General features: G+C 63.4%; 15 protein-coding genes. 8 read left to right on the top strand and 7 right to left on the bottom strand.

From position 1 onward, the window contains the following. Positions 1–83: 83 nt before the first annotated feature. The gene (locus ABSY17_RS17555) at positions 84–1,946 is read right to left on the bottom strand and encodes an LTA synthase family protein (protein ID WP_378952813.1); all 1,863 of its coding nucleotides are present in this window, start codon (positions 1,944–1,946) and stop codon (positions 84–86) included. 333 nt (positions 1,947–2,279) lie between these two features. On the opposite strand from ABSY17_RS17555, the gene fabD reads away from it, so the two are divergent. The 7 genes from fabD to gmk all read left to right on the top strand — a co-directional run bounded on the left by fabD (position 2,280) and on the right by gmk (position 8,623). Continuing rightward, positions 2,280–3,221: an ACP S-malonyltransferase gene (gene fabD, locus ABSY17_RS17550; protein WP_378943455.1), complete on the top strand. Its 942-nt coding sequence runs from the start codon at positions 2,280–2,282 to the stop codon at positions 3,219–3,221. Positions 3,222–3,276: 55 nt separating this feature from the next. Beyond that, on the top strand, positions 3,277–4,014 hold the full coding sequence (gene fabG / locus ABSY17_RS17545) for a 3-oxoacyl-[acyl-carrier-protein] reductase (RefSeq protein ID WP_378943453.1): 738 nt from the start codon (positions 3,277–3,279) through the stop codon (positions 4,012–4,014). Between the two features lie 189 nt (positions 4,015–4,203). Then, positions 4,204–4,440: an acyl carrier protein gene (locus ABSY17_RS17540; protein ID WP_347974514.1), complete on the top strand. Its 237-nt coding sequence runs from the start codon at positions 4,204–4,206 to the stop codon at positions 4,438–4,440. A gap of 29 nt (positions 4,441–4,469) precedes the next feature. Beyond that, on the top strand, positions 4,470–5,732 hold the full coding sequence (fabF, locus tag ABSY17_RS17535; RefSeq protein ID WP_378943451.1) for a beta-ketoacyl-ACP synthase II: 1,263 nt from the start codon (positions 4,470–4,472) through the stop codon (positions 5,730–5,732). A 107-nt stretch (positions 5,733–5,839) separates the two neighbouring features. Beyond that, the gene (gene mltG, locus ABSY17_RS17530; protein WP_378943449.1) at positions 5,840–7,045 is read left to right on the top strand and encodes an endolytic transglycosylase MltG; all 1,206 of its coding nucleotides are present in this window, start codon (positions 5,840–5,842) and stop codon (positions 7,043–7,045) included. 30 nt (positions 7,046–7,075) lie between these two features. Next, positions 7,076–7,966: a YicC/YloC family endoribonuclease gene (locus ABSY17_RS17525; RefSeq protein WP_378943447.1), complete on the top strand. Its 891-nt coding sequence runs from the start codon at positions 7,076–7,078 to the stop codon at positions 7,964–7,966. Positions 7,967–7,969: 3 nt separating this feature from the next. Further along, positions 7,970–8,623: a guanylate kinase gene (gene gmk, locus ABSY17_RS17520; protein WP_378943445.1), complete on the top strand. Its 654-nt coding sequence runs from the start codon at positions 7,970–7,972 to the stop codon at positions 8,621–8,623. Between the two features lie 39 nt (positions 8,624–8,662). Here the strand turns inward: gmk and rsmA are convergent, their stop codons facing one another. From rsmA to lptF, 6 genes are all read right to left on the bottom strand, one after another. Beyond that, the gene (gene rsmA / locus ABSY17_RS17515; protein WP_378943443.1) at positions 8,663–9,499 is read right to left on the bottom strand and encodes a 16S rRNA (adenine(1518)-N(6)/adenine(1519)-N(6))-dimethyltransferase RsmA; all 837 of its coding nucleotides are present in this window, start codon (positions 9,497–9,499) and stop codon (positions 8,663–8,665) included. Further along, entirely contained in the window at positions 9,496–10,518 is a 1,023-nt protein-coding gene (gene pdxA / locus ABSY17_RS17510) for a 4-hydroxythreonine-4-phosphate dehydrogenase PdxA (protein ID WP_378943441.1), read from the bottom strand. Before pdxA ends, rsmA begins: the two co-directional genes overlap by 4 nt. A 3-nt stretch (positions 10,519–10,521) precedes the next feature. Next, a complete protein-coding gene (locus tag ABSY17_RS17505) occupies positions 10,522–11,457 on the bottom strand; it encodes a SurA N-terminal domain-containing protein (RefSeq protein ID WP_378943439.1) in 936 nt (311 codons plus the stop codon). 119 nt (positions 11,458–11,576) lie between these two features. After that, positions 11,577–13,958: an LPS-assembly protein LptD gene (locus tag ABSY17_RS17500; protein WP_378943437.1), complete on the bottom strand. Its 2,382-nt coding sequence runs from the start codon at positions 13,956–13,958 to the stop codon at positions 11,577–11,579. Between the two features lie 11 nt (positions 13,959–13,969). Then, positions 13,970–15,058: an LPS export ABC transporter permease LptG gene (gene lptG, locus ABSY17_RS17495; protein ID WP_378943435.1), complete on the bottom strand. Its 1,089-nt coding sequence runs from the start codon at positions 15,056–15,058 to the stop codon at positions 13,970–13,972. Then, on the bottom strand, positions 15,055–16,257 hold the full coding sequence (lptF, locus tag ABSY17_RS17490; protein ID WP_378943433.1) for an LPS export ABC transporter permease LptF: 1,203 nt from the start codon (positions 16,255–16,257) through the stop codon (positions 15,055–15,057). The genes lptG and lptF overlap by 4 nt, the downstream gene beginning before the upstream one ends. Positions 16,258–16,571: 314 nt before the next feature. On the opposite strand from lptF, the gene ABSY17_RS17485 reads away from it, so the two are divergent. Then, positions 16,572–18,068, top strand: coding sequence for a leucyl aminopeptidase (locus ABSY17_RS17485; RefSeq protein WP_378943431.1), 1,497 nt, complete (start codon positions 16,572–16,574; stop codon positions 18,066–18,068). Positions 18,069–18,106: the final 38 nt, after the last annotated feature.

The raw sequence follows: 18,106 nt of genomic DNA, 5'->3' as shown, positions 1-18,106 counted from the left end.
GCGTCTATAGGCAAAGTGCACGAAAGGCAAGGGGCAGGGCGGCGATTCCCGCGAAAGCCGGCCATTTCCGGCCGGTTTCAGGTTTAGCCCAAAGCTTCGACGGTCAGGAACAGCGGCGAGCGGGTGCGGTTGGCGACGACCTTGTCGATCGTCTCGGGGAAGAACGGCTTGGCGCCATGGCGCTTGCCGAACATCATGTCGTACTGCAGCCAGCGGAAATCGCGGATCGCCGGGTCGAGATCCTGGTCCTTCTGCCGCGACCAGTCGAACACCGGTTCGCCGGCCTTGGGCATGAGCATGTTGCGGTCGACGACGCGGTAGCGTTCGTGCAGGTCTCCAAGGAAGCCGGTGTAGTAGGGGTGGCTGATGCCTGCGGTCTCGAGCACATGCAACGGCAGGAAGGCCGGGCTGATCGAGCCGATGTCGCGCACGGCGCCCGTGCGGTTCGACCAGACGACGAGTGGGGTCTCGTGCTGAACCAGCATCTCGTCGATCGGTGCCTTTCGCTTGGCGACGGGCTCATTCATGAAGCCGGTCTCGACATAGACGGGTCCGAGCGGCGGCAGGTGGTCACCGAAGAAGGCAATCACCGTCGGGCGCTCGCGCTTGGCCGCCCAGTCGATCAGGCGCTGCAGGCCGCGGTCGGCGTCCGATGCACCCTCGGCATAGGTCAGGATCGATTGGCGCGCCCACGATGAGGTGTCGGCCTCGACCTGATGGGTCGCGTCGCTGTAGCGGTTCGGCTCGTAGGGGCCGTGGCTCTGCAGGCTGACTGCAAAGAAGAAGAAGGGATGCTCGGTCGCGTCCGCCTGGCGGATGATCTCTTCGGTGAGCGCGGCGTCGGAGGCCAGCGGTCCGCGCTTTTCGAGCGCTGGCAGGTTTTGCTCCGACATGAATGTGTCGAAACCGAATGCCTTGTAGACCGGGCCGCGATTCCAGAACCAGTCCGCGAACGGATGGATGGCGCGCGTTTCGTAGCCCTCACTCCTGAAGAACGTGGCGAGCGACGGCACCGGGGCGCGGACATATTGCTGATAGGGGATCGAGCCCGCCGGCAGGAAGGCGTTGGAGAAGCCGGTCAGCGCCTCGAACTCGACATTGGCGGTCATTCCGCCGAATTCCGGCGAAAAGACATGGCCTGACTGGGCGGCACGCACGCTGGGAATCGGATCCGGGGTGATCGACACGCCGGGCAGCCGCATCGGATCCCAGAACGATTCGCTCATCACGATGATGACGTCGGGCTTTTCCTCGGGTAGCGCGGCGACGGCCGGTTCGGGTCTGGCGATGGCGTCGATCGCTTTGTCGGAATAGCCTTGGGGTGCCTTGACCTTGGCCATCGGCACGTTGAGCGCAAAGGCGATGGCGAAGCCGTTGGAGGCGTAGTTCTCCTTCTGGTCCCACATCATCGGGATGATCTGGAGGCGGTCGCGTGTCCACGAGAAGGTCGCGTAGTCCATGATCGAGACGAAGAAGGCGAGCGCGGGAATGGCGATCGCAAGGCGCGAAATGCGCGCCCAAAACGTCATCACGGGCACGCGGCGACGCCAGTGGCGCCAAGCATAGATCAGCAGGGCAATGCCGGCGACGAGGCCGACGGCGATGCCGAGGCCGGCAAGCGGCCGCTCGCGTACGAGCAGCGGCATGAGCTCCAGAATCTGCCTGATATAGAGAAAATCGGTCGGGTAGAGCGGATCGCCGAGATAGAGCGACTTCTGGTGGCCGACGAAGGCGAGCACGAGCGTCACTGGTGCTACGATCAGCAGGCCATGGTGCGGGCGGCCGAGCAGCGCGTCGAGGCCGACGAGCAGCAGGGCAAACAGTGCCACGGTCGTCCAGCTCGGCTTGAACGGCTGATGGAAGAAGTTGATCGTATCGGCAAACGAGCCGCGCGCGATGAGCTCGACCGCGAACACCAGAACTGCCGAAACTGTGAGCGTGACCATCACCGAACGCAGCACGCGCAAGGTATAGGCACGTTGGCCGAGGGCTATGGCAGCCTCGTTCCCCTCATCCTGAATCGCGGCCTCGCGGCCTGCTACGACATTTGCCAACTCAATATCCCCGACGGCTGGACAGGCGTGTCACGCAACTGTCACGAAACTGTCACCGAAAACCGGGTGCTTATGGCAAAATTGAGAAGCAGGAGGCAACAATGCGTGTTTCGGATTAATCTTCTGTGATTAATTGCGCCCACCGGGCCGGAAGACGCTCAAGACTTGACTTGGCTGCATGCATTGCGCCAGAGGCACAGCCAGCAAAGAGCCGGGAGACCAAAAATGGCCATCGCATTTACTTTTCCAGGGCAGGGCAGCCAGGCCGTGGGCATGGGCAAGGATCTGGCCGACGCATTCCCCGAGGCGCGCCGCGTTTTCGAGGAAGTCGATGACGCGCTCGGCGAAAAGCTGTCCAAACTGATCTGGGAAGGTCCCGAGGAGACGCTGACGCTGACGGCTAATGCCCAGCCGGCGCTGATGGCGGTGTCGATCGCAGCGCTCAGGGCACTCGAATCGCGCGGCTTCTCGCTCAAGGACAAGGTTTCCTATGTCGCCGGCCATTCGCTCGGCGAATATTCCGCGCTCGCCGCAGCCGGTTTCGTATCGGTGGCCGACGCGGCGCGCCTGCTGCGCATCCGCGGCAACGCCATGCAGGCGGCGGTACCCGCAGGGCTGGGTGCGATGGCTGCGATCATCGGGCTCGAGCAGCCGGATGTCGACGCGGCCTGCGCTGAGGCGGCCGAAGGTTCGGTCTGCCAGATCGCCAACGACAATGGCGGCGGCCAGTTGGTGATCTCCGGCGAGAAGGCAGCGGTCGAGCGTGCCGCCAAGCTCTGCACCGAAAAGGGCGCCAAGCGCGCGCTGATGCTGCAGGTCTCCGCCCCGTTCCATTCGGCGCTGATGGCGCCCGCTGCGGAAAAGATGCGCGAGGCGCTGGCCAGCGTGAAGAAGAACGTGCCGGTGGTGCCGGTGGTGGCCAATGTCTCTGTTCAGCCGATCACCGATCCCGAAGAGATCGCCGCTCGCCTCGTCGAGCAGGTGACGGGCCGCGTCCGCTGGGCTGAGACCGTCGAGTGGTTCGGCAACAATGGCGTCACCACGCTTTATGAAGTGGGCGCCGGCAAGGTGCTGTCGGGGCTCGCCCGCCGCATCAACAAGGAAATCGCGACCGCTGCGGTCAACAGCCCGGCAGACGTGGATGCGGCAATCGCCGCACTCGCCTGAACAACTCAAATGACCCCACCCGTGTGAAGGGTGTGCTCTGAAAGGGATTGGAAACATGCTCGACCTGACCGGCCGCAAGGCACTCGTCACCGGCGCATCCGGTGGCATCGGCGAGGAAATCGCCCGCATCCTGCACAAGCAGGGCGCCATCGTCGGCCTGCACGGCACCCGCATAGAGAAGCTTGAGGCATTGGCCAATGAGCTGGGCGATCGCGTAAAACTGTTTCCGGCCAATCTTTCCGACCGCGACGAGGTCAAGGCGCTGGGCCAGAAGGCCGAGGCCGAGCTCGAAGGCGTCGACATCCTCGTCAACAATGCCGGCATCACCAAGGACGGCCTGTTCGTGCGCATGTCCGATGCCGACTGGGATTCGGTCATCGAGATCAACCTGACGGCGATGTTCCGCCTGACCCGCGAGCTGACCCATCCGATGATGCGCCGCCGCCATGGCCGCATCATCAACATCACCTCGGTGGTGGGTGTGACCGGCAATCCCGGTCAGACCAACTATTGCGCCTCGAAGGCTGGCATGATCGGCTTTTCCAAGTCGCTGGCGCAGGAGATCGCGACCCGCAACATCACCGTCAACTGTGTCGCGCCCGGCTTCATCGAATCGGCAATGACCGAGAAGCTCAACGACAAGCAGAAAGAGGCCATCATGGCCGCCATCCCGGCCAAGCGCATGGGCACCGGCAAGGAAGTCGCGTCCGCCGTCGCCTATCTCGCCTCCGACGAGGCCTCCTACGTCACCGGACAGACGATTCACGTCAACGGCGGCATGGCAATGATCTGATAGGCCGGGAAACCGGCCTTTTGGCCCTTGGACACGGTAAAGAATTCGTGTAATGCCGCGGTCCATCAGGTGGCTGGGCCGAAACCGGACCGCTGCCCGAGCGCTTTGGGAAAGCGTAGAATTGAGCTTGATTAGCGGCATTCCGCCCGCTAACGAAGACCGAAGAAACACAAGACTGAGGATGCCCACATGAGTGACACCGCAGAGCGCGTCAAGAAGATCGTTGTCGAACATCTTGGCGTCGACGCCGACAAGGTGACGGAAGCCGCAAGCTTCATCGATGACCTGGGCGCGGACAGCCTCGACACGGTCGAGCTCGTTATGGCGTTCGAAGAAGAATTCGGCGTCGAGATCCCCGATGACGCGGCCGAGACCATCCTGACGGTTGGCGATGCCGTGAAGTTCATCGACAAGGCTTCGGCCTGAGCGATCGCAGATTGTCAGGGATGCCTGCGATGAGGCGTGTGGTCGTAACGGGCCTAGGCCTGCTTTCGCCGTTCGGCATGGGCTACGAGCACGGCTGGAAAGAGCTTCTTTCCGGCCGGAGTGGTGCGCGACGCATCACGGAGTTCGAGGTTGAAGACCTCCCCTGCAAGATTGCCAACGTCATCCCCAGGGGTGACGGCACGAACAATACCTTCAACCCCGAAGCAGTCCTGGAACCCAAGGAACTGCGCAAGATCGGCGACTTCATCCTTTACGGGATTGCCGCCGCCGACGAGGCGTTGAAGGATTCGGGCTGGGCGCCCAAGACGCCGGATGAGCAGAACGCGACCGGCGTCATGATCGGCTCGGGCATCGGCGGCATCGACGGCATTGCCGAAAATGCGCTGATCCTGCAGGAACGCGGCCCGCGCCGTATCAGCCCCTTCTTCATTCCCGGCCAGATCATCAATCTGGTTTCCGGGCAGGTTTCGATCCGGCACGGCCTCAAGGGGCCGAACCATGCCGTGGTCACTGCCTGCTCGACCGGCGCGCACGCCATCGGCGACGCGGCACGTCTGATCATGTTCGGCGATGCCGACGTGATGTTGGCCGGTGGTGCGGAAGCACCGCTGACCAGGCTTTCGCTGGCCGGCTTCGCAGCCTGCAAGGCGCTGTCGACTGGGCGCAACGACGATCCCGAAAAGGCCTCGCGCCCCTATGACCGCGACCGCGACGGTTTCGTCATGGGCGAGGGTGCGGGCGTGGTGGTTCTCGAAGAACTCGAGCACGCAAAGGCGCGCGGTGCGAAGATCTATGCAGAGGTCGTGGGTTACGGCCTGACCGGTGACGCCCATCACATCACAGCACCCGCCGAAGACGGCGACGGCGCCTTCCGCTGCATGACCGCAGCGCTCAAGCGTGCCAACCTGTCGGCGGCCGATGTCGACTACATCAACGCCCACGGCACTTCGACCATGGCCGACACCATCGAACTGGGTGCTGTCGAGCGCCTGGTCGGCAATGCCGCCTCGAAGGTCTCGATGTCGTCGACCAAGTCGTCGATCGGCCACCTGCTCGGTGCTGCCGGTGCGGCAGAAGCGATCTTCTCGATCCTCGCCATCCGCGACAACATCGCGCCGGCGACGATCAATCTCGACAATCCCGAGCGTGAGACGGCCATCGATCTGGTGCCGAACAAGCCGCGTTCCAGGCAGATCGACGTGGCATTGTCCAACTCCTTCGGCTTCGGCGGCACCAACGCCTCGCTGGTCTTCCAGCGCTACAACGGCTGATCGTTTGTGGCGAAGGCCCCGATTGCGGGCCCTTCGCCGTGAATTTTGCCACATTCCGCCCTAGTCTCCCGGCGGGGATTCGACGCAAGAGGGAGTGGCGAGGCCATATGAGCATCAATACGCCAGGCACTGGGGAAGGCGCGCCGCGCGCTGCACCGGCAAATCCGATCGTTCCGAAGACGGCGCAGGAAGCGCTGCGGCCGGAAATCGGCACACCGCCGCCCAAGCGTTCGCGCGCTTCGCGCAACCAGATCATCGTCTTCATGAATTTCCTGATGTCGTCTGCGATGCTGATGATTCTTGTCGGCGGCGCCGCCCTCTATTTGGGCCGGCAGGAATTCAACGGCACCGGCCCGTCGTCTGTGCCGAACACCTTCCTGGTCAAGCCGAGCACCGGCGTGGCCGACATCGCCGACCAGTTGGAGCGCCGCGGTCTGATCAGCGATGCGCGCATCTTCCGCATAGGTGTTCGCGCCTACGGCAATGACGGAGCGCTGAAAGCCGGCGAATACGAGATCCAGGCCGGTGCCTCGATGCGTGACATCATGGAACTGCTGAAGAGCGGCAAATCCGTTCTCTATTCGCTGACCATTCCCGAGGGGCTGACCGTCGAGCAGGCCTGGAACCGCATTTCCGAGCACGAGGCACTGAGCGGTGACATGCCGGCCGAGATGCCGGCGGAAGGCATGCTTGCGGCCGACACCCAACGCTTTACGCGCGGCGCCAGCCGCCAGCAGATCGTCGCCAAGATGTTGGCGGACCAGAAGGAACTGGTCGAGAGCATCTGGGCGCGCCGGACCTCCGATCTGCCGCTTGCCGACGTCAACGAATTCGTGACACTGGCTTCGATCGTCGAGAAGGAAACGGCCCGCAGCGACGAGCGCTCTCGCGTCGCGGCCGTCTTCATCAACCGCCTCAACAAGGGCATGCGGCTGCAGTCGGATCCGACGATCATCTACGGCCTCTTCGGCGGCAAGGGTAAACCGGCCGACCGGCCGATCTACCGCTCCGACATCGACAAGCCGACGCCTTACAATACCTACACGATCAAGGGCCTGCCGCCGACGCCGATTGCCAATCCGGGGCGCGCCTCGCTCGAGGCGGTCGCCAATCCGTCGAAGACCAAGGATCTGTACTTCGTCGCAGATGGCACCGGCGGCCATGTCTTTGCCGCAACGCTGGACGAGCACAATGAGAACGTCGCCCGCTGGCGCGCTTTCCAGCGCAAGGTGGTTGAAGACGAGAAGGCGGCGGACCAGAACGATCCGGCCAAGAGCGACGCCGGCACGACCAATGGCGCCAAGAAGAAGTAGCGCGCAGGCCAAAGGGAACAGGCGGACCAGATGAACTTGCAGAGCATGACGGGCTTCGCGCGGGCGACCGCGGAGTGTGACGGCACCGCCGTCGCCTGGGAGGTGAAGTCGGTCAACGGCAAGAGCGTGGAAGTGCGCCTGCGCCTGCCACAGGGCTTCGAGCGGCTTGAGCCGGCAGTCCGCCAGACCATCCAGAAGTGCTTTTCGCGCGGAAACGTCCAGGCAACGCTGACTGTCAGCCGCACCGGCACCTCGATGGTCCAGCCTGTCATCAACGAGGTGTTTCTGCGCGACGTCGCCGAACTCGCCAACAGGCTGGTCGCTCAATATGGCGCAACGCCTGCCAGTGCCGATGGGCTGCTGTCGCTGCGCGGCGTGTTCGACATGCCCGAAGTGGTCGAGACCGAAGAGCAGCGCGCGGCCATCGACGCCGTGATCATGAAGTGCCTTGAGGCGGGGCTTGCCGGCCTCGTCGAGGCGCGCCAGGCCGAAGGCGATGCGCTGCGGGCGCTTCTTTCGGGTCATATCGCGACCATCGAGACGCTGACGCTCAGGGCCGAGGCCGACCCGTCGCGCGAGCCTGGGGCGATCCGCCAGCGATTGGCCGACCAGGTGCGGTTGCTGCTTGAGGCTTCGCCGGCGCTGGACGAGGCGCGCCTCAACATGGAGGCGGCGTTTCTTGCCACCAAGGCCGACATCCGCGAGGAAATCGACCGGCTGAAAACGCATGTCGCCGCGGGACGCGCACTGATTGCGGGCGGCGGTGCCATCGGCCGCAAGCTCGATTTTCTGGCACAGGAATTCAATCGCGAATCGAATACCCTATGTTCGAAGTCGAACGCCGCAACGGTCACGGCCATCGGGCTGGAACTCAAGGCCGTGGTCGACCAGTTTCGCGAGCAGGTTCAGAATTTGGAGTAGCGCATGAGCGCCGATAACCCATCCAACTCCATCAGGCGGCGCGGCCTGATGCTTGTCCTGTCTTCGCCTTCCGGCGCCGGCAAGTCGACGATTGCGCGCAATCTTCTCGAGAGCGATCCGGGGCTGGAACTGTCTGTCAGCGTGACGACACGGGCGCGGCGCGGCAGTGAGATCGACGGCATCCACTACCATTTCCGGACCATGCGCGACTTCGAGCGGCTGCGCGATTCCGATGCCCTGCTTGAATGGGCCGAGGTCCATGGCAACTACTACGCCACCCCGCGCGAACCGGCCGAACTGGCTATGGCGCAAGGGCGCGACATGCTGTTCGACATCGACTGGCAGGGCGCGGAGCAGCTGAAGGAGAAGATGCGTGCCGACATCGTATCGATCTTCATCCTGCCGCCCTCCATGGGTGAGCTGAAGGCGCGCCTGCGCCGCCGTGCCGAGGACCAGGATGCGGTGATCGAGACCAGGCTGCACAATGCCCGGGTCGAGTTGGAGCACTGGCGCGACTACGACTATGTCGTCGTCAACGATGACCTCGACAAGGCCTTCGCCTCGGTGAAGGCAATCGTCACCGCCGAGCGGCTGCGCCGCGATCGCAGGCCTGGTCTGTTCGATTTCGTTTCGAAGCTGCTCGACGAGAAGGTCTGAGCTTTTGATTACCCTCCCCAAAAAGGGGAGGGAATGAGGCTACACGGCTTCCGCCAGCGCCACGAATTCCTCGACGCTCAGCGTTTCGGCGCGGCGGGTCGGATCGATGCCGACCTTTTCCAGCAGCTTTTCGCCACCCAAGCTTTTCAGGCTCTGGCGCAGCATCTTGCGGCGCTGGCCGAAGGCGGCTTCGGTGACGCGGCCGAGTACCTTCACATCTGCTGGCAGCGGCTCATTGCGCGGCACCAGATGCACCACCGAGGAGGTGACCTTGGGCGGCGGCGTGAAGGCCTGTGCCGGCACGTCGAAGGCGATGTGGGCGTCGGTGCGCCAGCCGGCGAGAACGCCAAGACGCCCGTAAGCCGAACTTGCCGGCTTGGCCACGATGCGTTCGGCGACCTCGCGCTGGAACATCAGCGTCAGCGACTGGTAGAAGGGTGGCCAGGCCGGCACGGTCAGCCAGCGCACAAGAAGTTCGGTGCCGATATTATAGGGGAGATTGGCGACGATCTTTACAGGTCCGCCGTCCCCAAGGGCGGTGAAATCGGTCTTCAGCGCGTCGCCCGGAATGACCTCCAGCCGCCCCGGATAGTGCGCTGAGACTTCGGCAAGGGCCGCCAGGCAGCGCTCGTCGCGCTCGATAGCGACGACGCGCTTGGCGCCATGCATCAGCAGCGCCCGTGTCAGTCCGCCTGGGCCGGGACCAACCTCGATGACCGTTACGTCGGTAAGGTCGCCGGCTGCGCGGGCGACCTTGCTGGTGAGGTTGAGGTCGAGCAGGAAGTTCTGGCCAAGCGCCTTCTTGGCCTGAAGCTCGTAGCGCTCAATGACGTCGCGAAGCGGCGGCAGGCCGTCGATACTGGTGGCTGAACTCACGATGTCTTGGCTTCCATGTCGGCGAGTTGTCGTGCCAGCTTCAGCGCCGCAATCAGGCTGTCAGGCCGGGCAATGCCCTGGCCGGCGATGTCGAAGGCGGTGCCGTGGTCCGGCGAAGTGCGGATGAACGGCAAGCCGAGCGTGACGTTGACGGTTTCGTCGAAGGCCAGCGCCTTCGCCGGGATCAGTGCCTGGTCGTGATACATGCAGATGGCCGCGTCATAGCCGGCGCGGGCGCGGGCGTGGAACATGGTGTCGGCGGGCAGGGGGCCAAAGGCGTCGATGCCTTCCGCCTTAAGCGCCTCGACTGCCGGGCGAATGATGTCCTCGTCCTCGCGGCCCATGGCCCCGCTTTCACCGGCATGTGGGTTGAGCCCGGAAACGGCGATGCGTGGCCTAGTGACGCCGAAGCGTCTCTGGAGATCGCGGGCGGTGATGCGGATGGTGCCGATGATGGCCTCGGTCGTCAGCGTCTTGGGCACATCGGCGAGTGCGATGTGGATGGTGACGGGCACGGCGCGGAGTTCCGGGCCGGCAAGCATCATCACCGGCATCACAGCTGTGCCGGTCTTCTGTTCTGCCAGATGGGCGAGATACTCGGTGTGGCCGGGGAAGCGAAAGCCTGCATCATAGAGCGGCTTCTTGGCGATGGGGCAGGTGACGACGGCAGCGGCACGGCCCTCGAACGTATCCGCCACTGCACGGTCGATCGCTTCGATGATGCCAGCCGCATTGCGGCTGTCGGGCTGTCCGGGTGTGTCGACCAGGGAGGACGCCAGCGGCACGACGGGCAGCGCGTTGGCGAAGACCTGTGCGGCTCCCGAAGGATCCGTCTCGATGACCTGCAGATCTACGCCGACGGCCTTGGCGCGCGCGGCTACGAGTGCCGGATCGCCAAGCAGGTAGTAGGCCGGCACGTCCGCCTTGTCTCGCAGCAGCCATGCGGCGATCGCGATTTCAGGGCCGATGCCGGAGGGGTCGCCTGATGTCAGCGCCAGCGGAGCGCGAGTGGCAGCCACGGCTTAACGGTTGACGATGCGGGCTTTCGTCCGCAGTTCGGCGAGGTACTTCTTGCTGAGTTCGTCGGCCTTGGCGTTGTCGCCTTTGCCCGCGCCTTCGGCCTGGAAGACCATCTGGGCGACCTTGTCGTCGGAGACTTCGCGGGAGCTGCACACGCCGATGAACTCGACGCCGCGCTCGGTCTCGCGCACCGGCGTCGCGGCGCCAGCCTTGAGCTTCTTGATCTGGTCGGCCCATTCGGGCGGCAGTTGCGGCGCCAGGACACGGCCGAGATCGCGCACGGTGACGTCGAGCAGGCCCTTGGCGAACTCGCGCGTCTGCTCGCAGCCGTTGAAGCGGCCGCGCATGGATTCGGCCTCGCGCTTGCGCTTGCCGATCGAACCGCGCTCGCTCGCCGGCACTACGAAGATCACCTGCTGGAGCATGTATTCGGTTGCAGAGGGCTTCGCACCGCCCTGCTGGAGCATGCGGCGCACCGCGTCCTGCTCGCTGGTGCCGCCAGAGCCGCCGGTTTCAGCGCGGAAGCGTGCGCTGAGCGCCTGGTTCCAGCCGATCTGGGTGCGGATATATTCCTTGAAATGGCCGCTCGTTACGCCCGCTTGGGCCAGAACCTGGTCCATCTGCGCGGTTTGCAGCTTGTTGGAGGCGGCAAAGCGGGCATAGGCGTCGTCGACCTGCTTGTCGGGAATGCGGATGTTGAGCCGCTTCATTTCCGCCTGGCGCAGCGTCTGCTCGATCATCTCCTCGCCGGCATCGCCCTTGCGGCGTTGCAATTTGAGGAAGGCGGCACGCCGTTGGATGTCGTAGCTGGTGACCGGCACATCATTGACAATGTACTTGATTTCGCTCGCATGTGCTGGTGGCGCGTAGGCCGTCATCGAGAGTGACGTTGCCGCCACGAGCAGCGCGAAACCTGCCGACAAGAGGTATTTCCGCATCGAAAAAGTCCCGTTCAAACCCCAAATCCGAGCAATGCCCGGATGCTCTTTGCCCCGTCCATGGCCGCGTTATGCGGCAAAACGATGTCAGGTCGCCCTGACATCATGCCTATCCAATATCAGAATTTATTAGGCGCGGTACCGAAATCGCCGAGCGTTCGGAACGAGATGTTGAAGCCTACCGAGCGCGAAACCTCGTTTGGTTTGCCGGTTTCGCGGCTCTCCGTATAGGTCATGATGTAGGTGAAGCACTCGTCGTCATAGGCGAAGCCGAGACCGTTCTTGACCAGCGTGTCGTTGTGGATGTCGTACGTGCCCGAACCGAAGACGCGCCATTCGTCGTTGAAGCGCGCGGTGGCGCCGAGCGTGACCTCATGGCGGTCGTAGTTGAAGCCATAGAGCGGTTGCTTCTCAATGAAGGCGTAGCGGGCAGAGACTGCGACGGGGCGGGCATCCAGTCCGACCTTTACTTCGGCGCGGCGTACTTCCAAGGACTGCTCGTCAAAGCGGCCGCTGACCGAAGCGGCGAAGCCGTTCGGGCTGGCGATGCCGGCGAGGGCCACGTAGTCGGACGTTTCGGTCTCCAGGCCCGAGGCAGCACCGGCGTTGACGAGATCCGGTGCGGCGAAGGAGTTGTCGCCGGCGAGCTGGTAGGATTGGCCGGCAAGCGCGTTGGTCGTCCAGCCATTGGCGAAGCTGCCGGAATAGCGCAGGCCGAGATTGGCGCGCGTGCCACCTTCCATGCGGTCGTAGCCGGAGAACTTGTCGCGCTCGAACAACGAGGCAGCGTCGAACACGAAGCTCTGCGCATCCTCGTTGGGAATGCCCAGGCCGCCGATGTTCTGCTCGCTCGGACGGGCAAAGACCTGCGCCATCGGCTCGAGCACGTGCGTAGCACTTGTCGACGAGAACAGCACCGGCCAGCGCAATTCTAGGCCAAGGGTTGCCATGTAGCGGAACAGCGACGAACGCACGTCATCGGCGACGCCGAGTTCGCCCGCCATGATGTCGATGGCGTCGAGAGACGCGTTGTTGGTGCTGAGATAGCTGCCGTCGGCACGGAAGGCCATCAGCGGCGTCACCAGCAGGCCGCCATCGGTGATGATGGTGCGCTTCCACTCGGCCTCGCCCGTCAGGCGACCGGAGGAGCCGGCGAGGCCGTGAATGGTAGGTTCGTCTACCCCGAAATTATCCTGGAACAGGTCGGAATCCAGCTCCGTCCGCTGGAGCGCGCGGGCATTGACGTTGAACGAGAGCTGTCCGCCGGCCAGCGGCATGTCAGGAATGTAGGCGTAGTCGAGCGACGGGAAGACCCAAGGCTGCTTGTCGGCGCGGGCTCCGGGCTGGCCATCGAGCGCGTCTTCCTGGACCTGGAAATGCATGGCGCGCAGGTCGAAGTAGTTCCGGTCGTTGAGGCCGGTGAGGTAGACCTCAGACGTCTGGACGCTGTTGGCGTAGCCCTCGATGTTGTAGGTGCGCGAGAAATTCTTGTCCGACTGGGCGAGGATGTCCCAGCCGAAGGCCCAGCGCGGATTAAGCTCGAAGCGGCCCTTGGAGCCGACCATGCCGCGCAGCCTGTTGTCGCCATTGTCGCCGCGATCGACGGTTCCGGCGTCGAAGGCGTCGGGGTCGGCCTGGCTCATGCCGGCGATCTTCAGGCTGTACTGGCCATTATTGAAGCGCTGGCGCCACTCCGCTTCGCCGAGGAAGCCCTGGCGGGTGTAGCCGGTGCCCTTGACCGTGAGGTCGTAGGTGGGCGAAAGCGCGAAATAGTAGGGAATACCAATACCGACGCCGAGATCGCTCTTGTAGGCGATGCTGGGCATCAGGAAGCCGCTCTTGCGCTTGACCGTCGGGTCGGCGATCTCGAAGGCCGGCAGGAAGGCAATCGGGAAGCCGAAGAACTCGAAATTCGAGTTCTCGAAGCGAACCGTCTTCTTCTGGCCGTTCCAGATGATCTTCTGCGCCTTGATGCGCCAGATCGGCGCCTTGTCCGGCTTTGCCTCGCAAGGTTCGCAGGCGGTGTAGACGCCATTGTTGAAGGTCGTGAGAATGCCGCCTTCGCGCTTGGCGCTTTCGGCGGCGAAATAGGTCTTGTCGGCAGTCTCGACGCGCAACGCGTTGACGAAGCCGTCGGCGAAGTCGTCGGTGATGTCGATCTCTTGCGAGAAAATCTTGGTGCCGTCGGAATTGACGATCTCGACATTGCCGCTGGCGATCAGCCGCGACGTCTTTCGGTCATAAGTGACCCGCTGGGCGACAAGGCGGTTGCCGGCGTATTCGATCTGCACGCCGCCGACCGCCGTCACGGTGCTGTTGTCATTGTCGTAGACGAGCGTGTCGGCCTCGAGCAGCATCTGCGAACCCGCAGGCACCGTGGGCGCGAGGTCGGCGATGGTCTGGGCGAAAGCGGGAACGGTCGGAGCAACGCATGCGGAAAGGCATGCGAGCGCGGTCGCACCGAACAGGCGAGCCCTAAGGGCCGTCTTGCGGCTGGCCATTGCGCCCCTCACTAACCGTCCTCCTTGTAGAGCAGGAAAGTCACCCCGAAAAACATTGCTACGACAACTGGGAGCCACGCCGCAATATAAGTCGGCACGAATCCCGCATTTCCAAATGCTTTGACCAGAACCGAAACGACATAAAGCAGAAAGCCGGCGACGACGCCACCCAGAATCATCGTTGCCGACTGCCCCATCCTCGCAAATCGCATCGATACTGTTGCAGCAATGAGCGTCATTGCAACCAGGAGGAAGGGAAGGGCGACGAGCGAATGGAACTGCATGGCGAAAGCGTTGGCCCTGAGGCCGAAGGAGCGCGCCACCTCGATCTTCTCGGGCAACTGGAAGAACGGAATTGTTTCAGGCCGCGCCAGGCGTTCCTGCACGAATTCCGGCTTGAGGTTGGTTGGAACCTGGTCCGACGGCGCCGTGGTGAACTGTTCGCTGCCCTTCATGCTGCGCACCTTGACCAGTTCCCAATGGCCGTCGCGCAGATAGGCGTGCTCGGCATCCTTGCGCTCGACCATGTTGCCGTCGGCGTCGAAGATGAAGAACACCGCGTCCGACAGTTCCAGGCCCTGCTTGAGCACGGCGCGGGCGCCGATGATGACTTCGGTACCGTTGGCCTTCTGGCGCAGCCATGGAGCGGAGAAGGCCGAAACCGAGTTCGACTGGCGCGAGCGCAGCTCTGATTCGATCGTTTCCGAATGCGAGAAGCCGTATGCCGCGATCGGATTGAGGATGCCGACAGTGATAAAGCCGAAGAGCAGCGCGCCAATGCAGCACGGCAGCAGGAACTGCCAGGCCGAAATGCCGGCTGCGCGGGCAATCACGAGTTCATAGCGCCGGTTCAGCGATACCAGCGTCGCCATTGCCCCGAACAGGGCGACGAAGGGCACGGTCTGCTGCATGATCATCGGTACGCGCAATGCGGAAACAGTCAGCGCGATGCTGAACTTGAAGCCAGGAAGGCCGCCGACATTGCTGGAGAATTCGGTCACATCGATGATGAAGATCAGCGCAAAAATGCCGACGAAGAACCACGACGTGATGACGGCGTAGCGAAGGAAGAAATAGCGACCGAGAGTCCAGCCCATCACGCGGCTCCCTGGCGGGGCGCGCCGCCGCCGCCAAAGCGGATTCGAAGAGCCGTCATCCAGTCGCGCGCCCGTGCAAACTTTGCCGCCAGCCAGTCAGCCGCGGCGACCGGCAGTTCCATCGTACGGTTGGTCGCGATGAACCAGATGGCGAGGGCCGACGCGAAGAGCGGCACCGCATAGACCACGTAGCTGACCCACGGCAGGCTGCCTCCCTTGCTGTCGGCGAAGAAGCCGAGCCAGCGGAAAAACAGCGCAATCGCCGTGGTCGTGATCAGCGGATGGATGCGTGCCTCGCGGTGGGAACGCGCGTCGCCGGCAACTGCGAGAGCAATCAGCGCGAAGGCGATCGGATAAAGCCACTCGGTGAAGCGGCGGTCGATTTCGGCCCTGAACTGCAAGGGATTGCGTTGGTAATACTTGTCATTGGGCGGCGGGTTCAAAAGATAGAGCGTCGACCGATCCTTGGGGCGCATGACCACTTCATTGGCCGCGGCCGAAAATTCGCTGAGATCGAAGGCATAGGAATCGAAGCTGATCACCGACACTTCGCCGCCCGGCGCCTTGCGGTGGATCACACCCTCGTTCATCACCAGCATCTGCTTGCCGTCGCGCTCGATGAAGGAGCCGTCCTTGGCATAATAGACGAGGTCGATGTTCGGCTCGCGCGAATCGGCCACGAAGATGCCGCCCAGCCCGCCATTGGGCAGGCGTTCGCCGACTTGCACGAACAGGCCCTCGTCGACTTTGCGGAAGGTGCCTTCCTGGATGATCAGCGACAACAGATCGGCGCGCGACGTGGCGATCAGTTCGCGATTGCGCTGGCGCGCCATCGGGTCGGCGACGTTGTCGATGACGAAGGAGAACAGGCTAGCGCCTATGGCCAAGATCAGGATCGGCCGAACAATGGTGAGCCGCGATGCGCCGGCTGCGTTGATCACCACCAGTTCCGAATCGGTGTTCATCGAACTCAGCGTCTGCGCCACTGCGATGATCAGCGCGAACGGCACGACGATGGGGATGACGGTCGGCAGGATGAGGGCTGCGACTTCGAAGAAGGTGAGCGCCGACTGACCGCTGTCGGTGACGAGGTCAATGCGCCCGAGCACCTGGGTGGTCCAGACGATTGCCAGGGTCCATGACAGTGCGGCGATGAAAACCGCGAACGCACGACGCAGGATGTAGCGTTCAACAACCTTCATCGATGATCAGGATTCCGTGTTTCCGACATGGCCGGCCGACAGGACGCCGCATGGCCGGTGGATGCTAAGATATAGTCCAAGCGAGGCCGGTACAACCAGCCCCTCACGATCGGCATGGTTCCAACACCATCTTTCCGTAAGATGCGAGTCTCGGCCGCAATGGCTAAGAAAGCCCCAATGGAGATGGTTAACGCGCCGTTTTCAGTAGTATTTGAGGCTAAACGATACGCGGTCCGGGTGACGTGAGGCTTGCCAAAACGGCCAAAACGACGAAATGTCGCGGTCATCTGAATGGAATCCGAAAGCAGGTCATCATGACTTCTCAGCCGTCGATCAGTTTCGCCAAGGCGGGCGCGCCGAAAAAGGGCAGCGTGTTCGTGTTCTCCACCGAGGGGGGTGGGCTAAGCGATGCGGCACGCGCCTGCGATCCGGCAAAGACGCTCGATCGCGCCTTTCCCGTCGCCGATTTCAGCGGCAAGTTCGGCAATGTGGCGGAGGTGCTCGCGCCCGAAGGCACCGGCGCCGACAGGCTGGTGGCCATCGGTGTGGGCAAGACGTCGGCGCTCGACGAATATGCCTGGCTGAAGCTGGGCGGAACGGTTGCGGCGCAGTTGCGCAAGGCGACCGATGTCGCGGTCATTCTCGACATTGCGGGCATGGAAGTTGACGCCGCCGCCGCTGCCGGCCTTGCCTCGGGCATCCTGCTCCGGGCCTATTCCTTCGACAAGTACAAGACCAAGAAGGACAATGGCGACGGCAAGGCAGACGACAAGAAACTCGCCAAGATCACCATCCATTGCGCAGATCCGGCTGCCGCCAAGAAGGCGTTTGCCGATGCGGAATCCGTGGTTGACGGCGTGCTGCTCGCCCGCGACCTGGTCAATGAACCGGCCAACGTTCTCGGCCCGGTCGAGTTTGCCGAACAGGCCAAGGAACTGGAAAAGGTCGGCGTCAAGGTCGAGGTCCTGACCGAAAAGGATATGAAGAAGCTCGGCATGGGCGCGCTGCTCGGCGTGGCGCAGGGCTCGGTCCGCCCGCCGCGCATGGCAATCATGCAATGGAACGGCGGCAAGGCCAAGGACAAGCCGATTGCCTTCGTCGGCAAGGGCGTGGTCTTCGATTCGGGCGGCGTTTCGATCAAGCCTGCCGCCGGCATGGAGGATATGAAGGGCGACATGGGCGGGGCTGCGGCGGTAACCGGCCTGATGCATGCGCTGGCGTCGCGCAAGGCCAAGGTCAACGCCGTCGGCATCATCGGTCTCGTCGAGAACATGGTCGACGGCAACGCACAGCGCCCCGGCGACATCGTCACCTCGATGTCGGGCCAGACCATCGAGGTGCTCAATACCGACGCCGAAGGCCGCCTCGTGCTGGCCGACGCCCTGTGGTACTGCAACCAGCGTTTCGAGCCGAAATTCATGGTCAACCTGGCGACGCTGACCGGCGCCGTCATGGTGGCGCTGGGCCAGCATCATGCCGGCCTGTTCTCCAACAACGATGAACTGGCCGAACGCCTGACCGCTTCGGGAACGGCGACGCAGGAGAAGCTCTGGCGCATGCCGCTGGGTGCCGACTACGACAAGCTGATCGATTCCAAGAACGCCGACATGAAGAACATCGGCGGCCGCTATGGCGGTTCGATCACCGCCGCCCAGTTCCTGCAACGCTTCGTCAAGGAGACGCCTTGGGCGCATCTCGACATCGCCGGCACGGCGATGGGTTCGCCCACCAACGAGATCAACCAGTCCTGGGCCTCGGGCTATGGCGTGCGGCTGCTGGACAGGCTGGTGCGCGACCACTACGAAGGCTGAACGTTCGAAAATCCGCCGCGCCGGGGCAATCTGGCGCG

The sequence above is a fragment of the Mesorhizobium sp. ANAO-SY3R2 genome, assembly GCF_042466635.1.
Lineage (GTDB): Bacteria > Pseudomonadota > Alphaproteobacteria > Rhizobiales > Rhizobiaceae > Aminobacter.
This window is presented reverse-complemented; position numbering and strand designations above follow the sequence as displayed.

What these genes read in the sequence shown, in the direction of transcription:
- ABSY17_RS17555 (WP_378952813.1), bottom strand. Translation starts at nt 1,946, where the DNA reads ATGGTCACGCTCACAGTTTCGGCAGTTCTGGTGTTCGCGGTCGAGCTC.
- fabD (WP_378943455.1), top strand. Translation starts at nt 2,280, where the DNA reads ATGGCCATCGCATTTACTTTTCCAGGGCAGGGCAGCCAGGCCGTGGGC.
- fabG (WP_378943453.1), top strand. Translation starts at nt 3,277, where the DNA reads ATGCTCGACCTGACCGGCCGCAAGGCACTCGTCACCGGCGCATCCGGT.
- ABSY17_RS17540 (WP_347974514.1), top strand. Translation starts at nt 4,204, where the DNA reads ATGAGTGACACCGCAGAGCGCGTCAAGAAGATCGTTGTCGAACATCTT.
- fabF (WP_378943451.1), top strand. Translation starts at nt 4,470, where the DNA reads ATGAGGCGTGTGGTCGTAACGGGCCTAGGCCTGCTTTCGCCGTTCGGC.
- mltG (WP_378943449.1), top strand. Translation starts at nt 5,840, where the DNA reads ATGAGCATCAATACGCCAGGCACTGGGGAAGGCGCGCCGCGCGCTGCA.
- ABSY17_RS17525 (WP_378943447.1), top strand. Translation starts at nt 7,076, where the DNA reads ATGAACTTGCAGAGCATGACGGGCTTCGCGCGGGCGACCGCGGAGTGT.
- gmk (WP_378943445.1), top strand. Translation starts at nt 7,970, where the DNA reads ATGAGCGCCGATAACCCATCCAACTCCATCAGGCGGCGCGGCCTGATG.
- ABSY17_RS17505 (WP_378943439.1), bottom strand. Translation starts at nt 11,457, where the DNA reads ATGCGGAAATACCTCTTGTCGGCAGGTTTCGCGCTGCTCGTGGCGGCA.
- ABSY17_RS17500 (WP_378943437.1), bottom strand. Translation starts at nt 13,958, where the DNA reads ATGGCCAGCCGCAAGACGGCCCTTAGGGCTCGCCTGTTCGGTGCGACC.
- lptF (WP_378943433.1), bottom strand. Translation starts at nt 16,257, where the DNA reads ATGAAGGTTGTTGAACGCTACATCCTGCGTCGTGCGTTCGCGGTTTTC.
- ABSY17_RS17485 (WP_378943431.1), top strand. Translation starts at nt 16,572, where the DNA reads ATGACTTCTCAGCCGTCGATCAGTTTCGCCAAGGCGGGCGCGCCGAAA.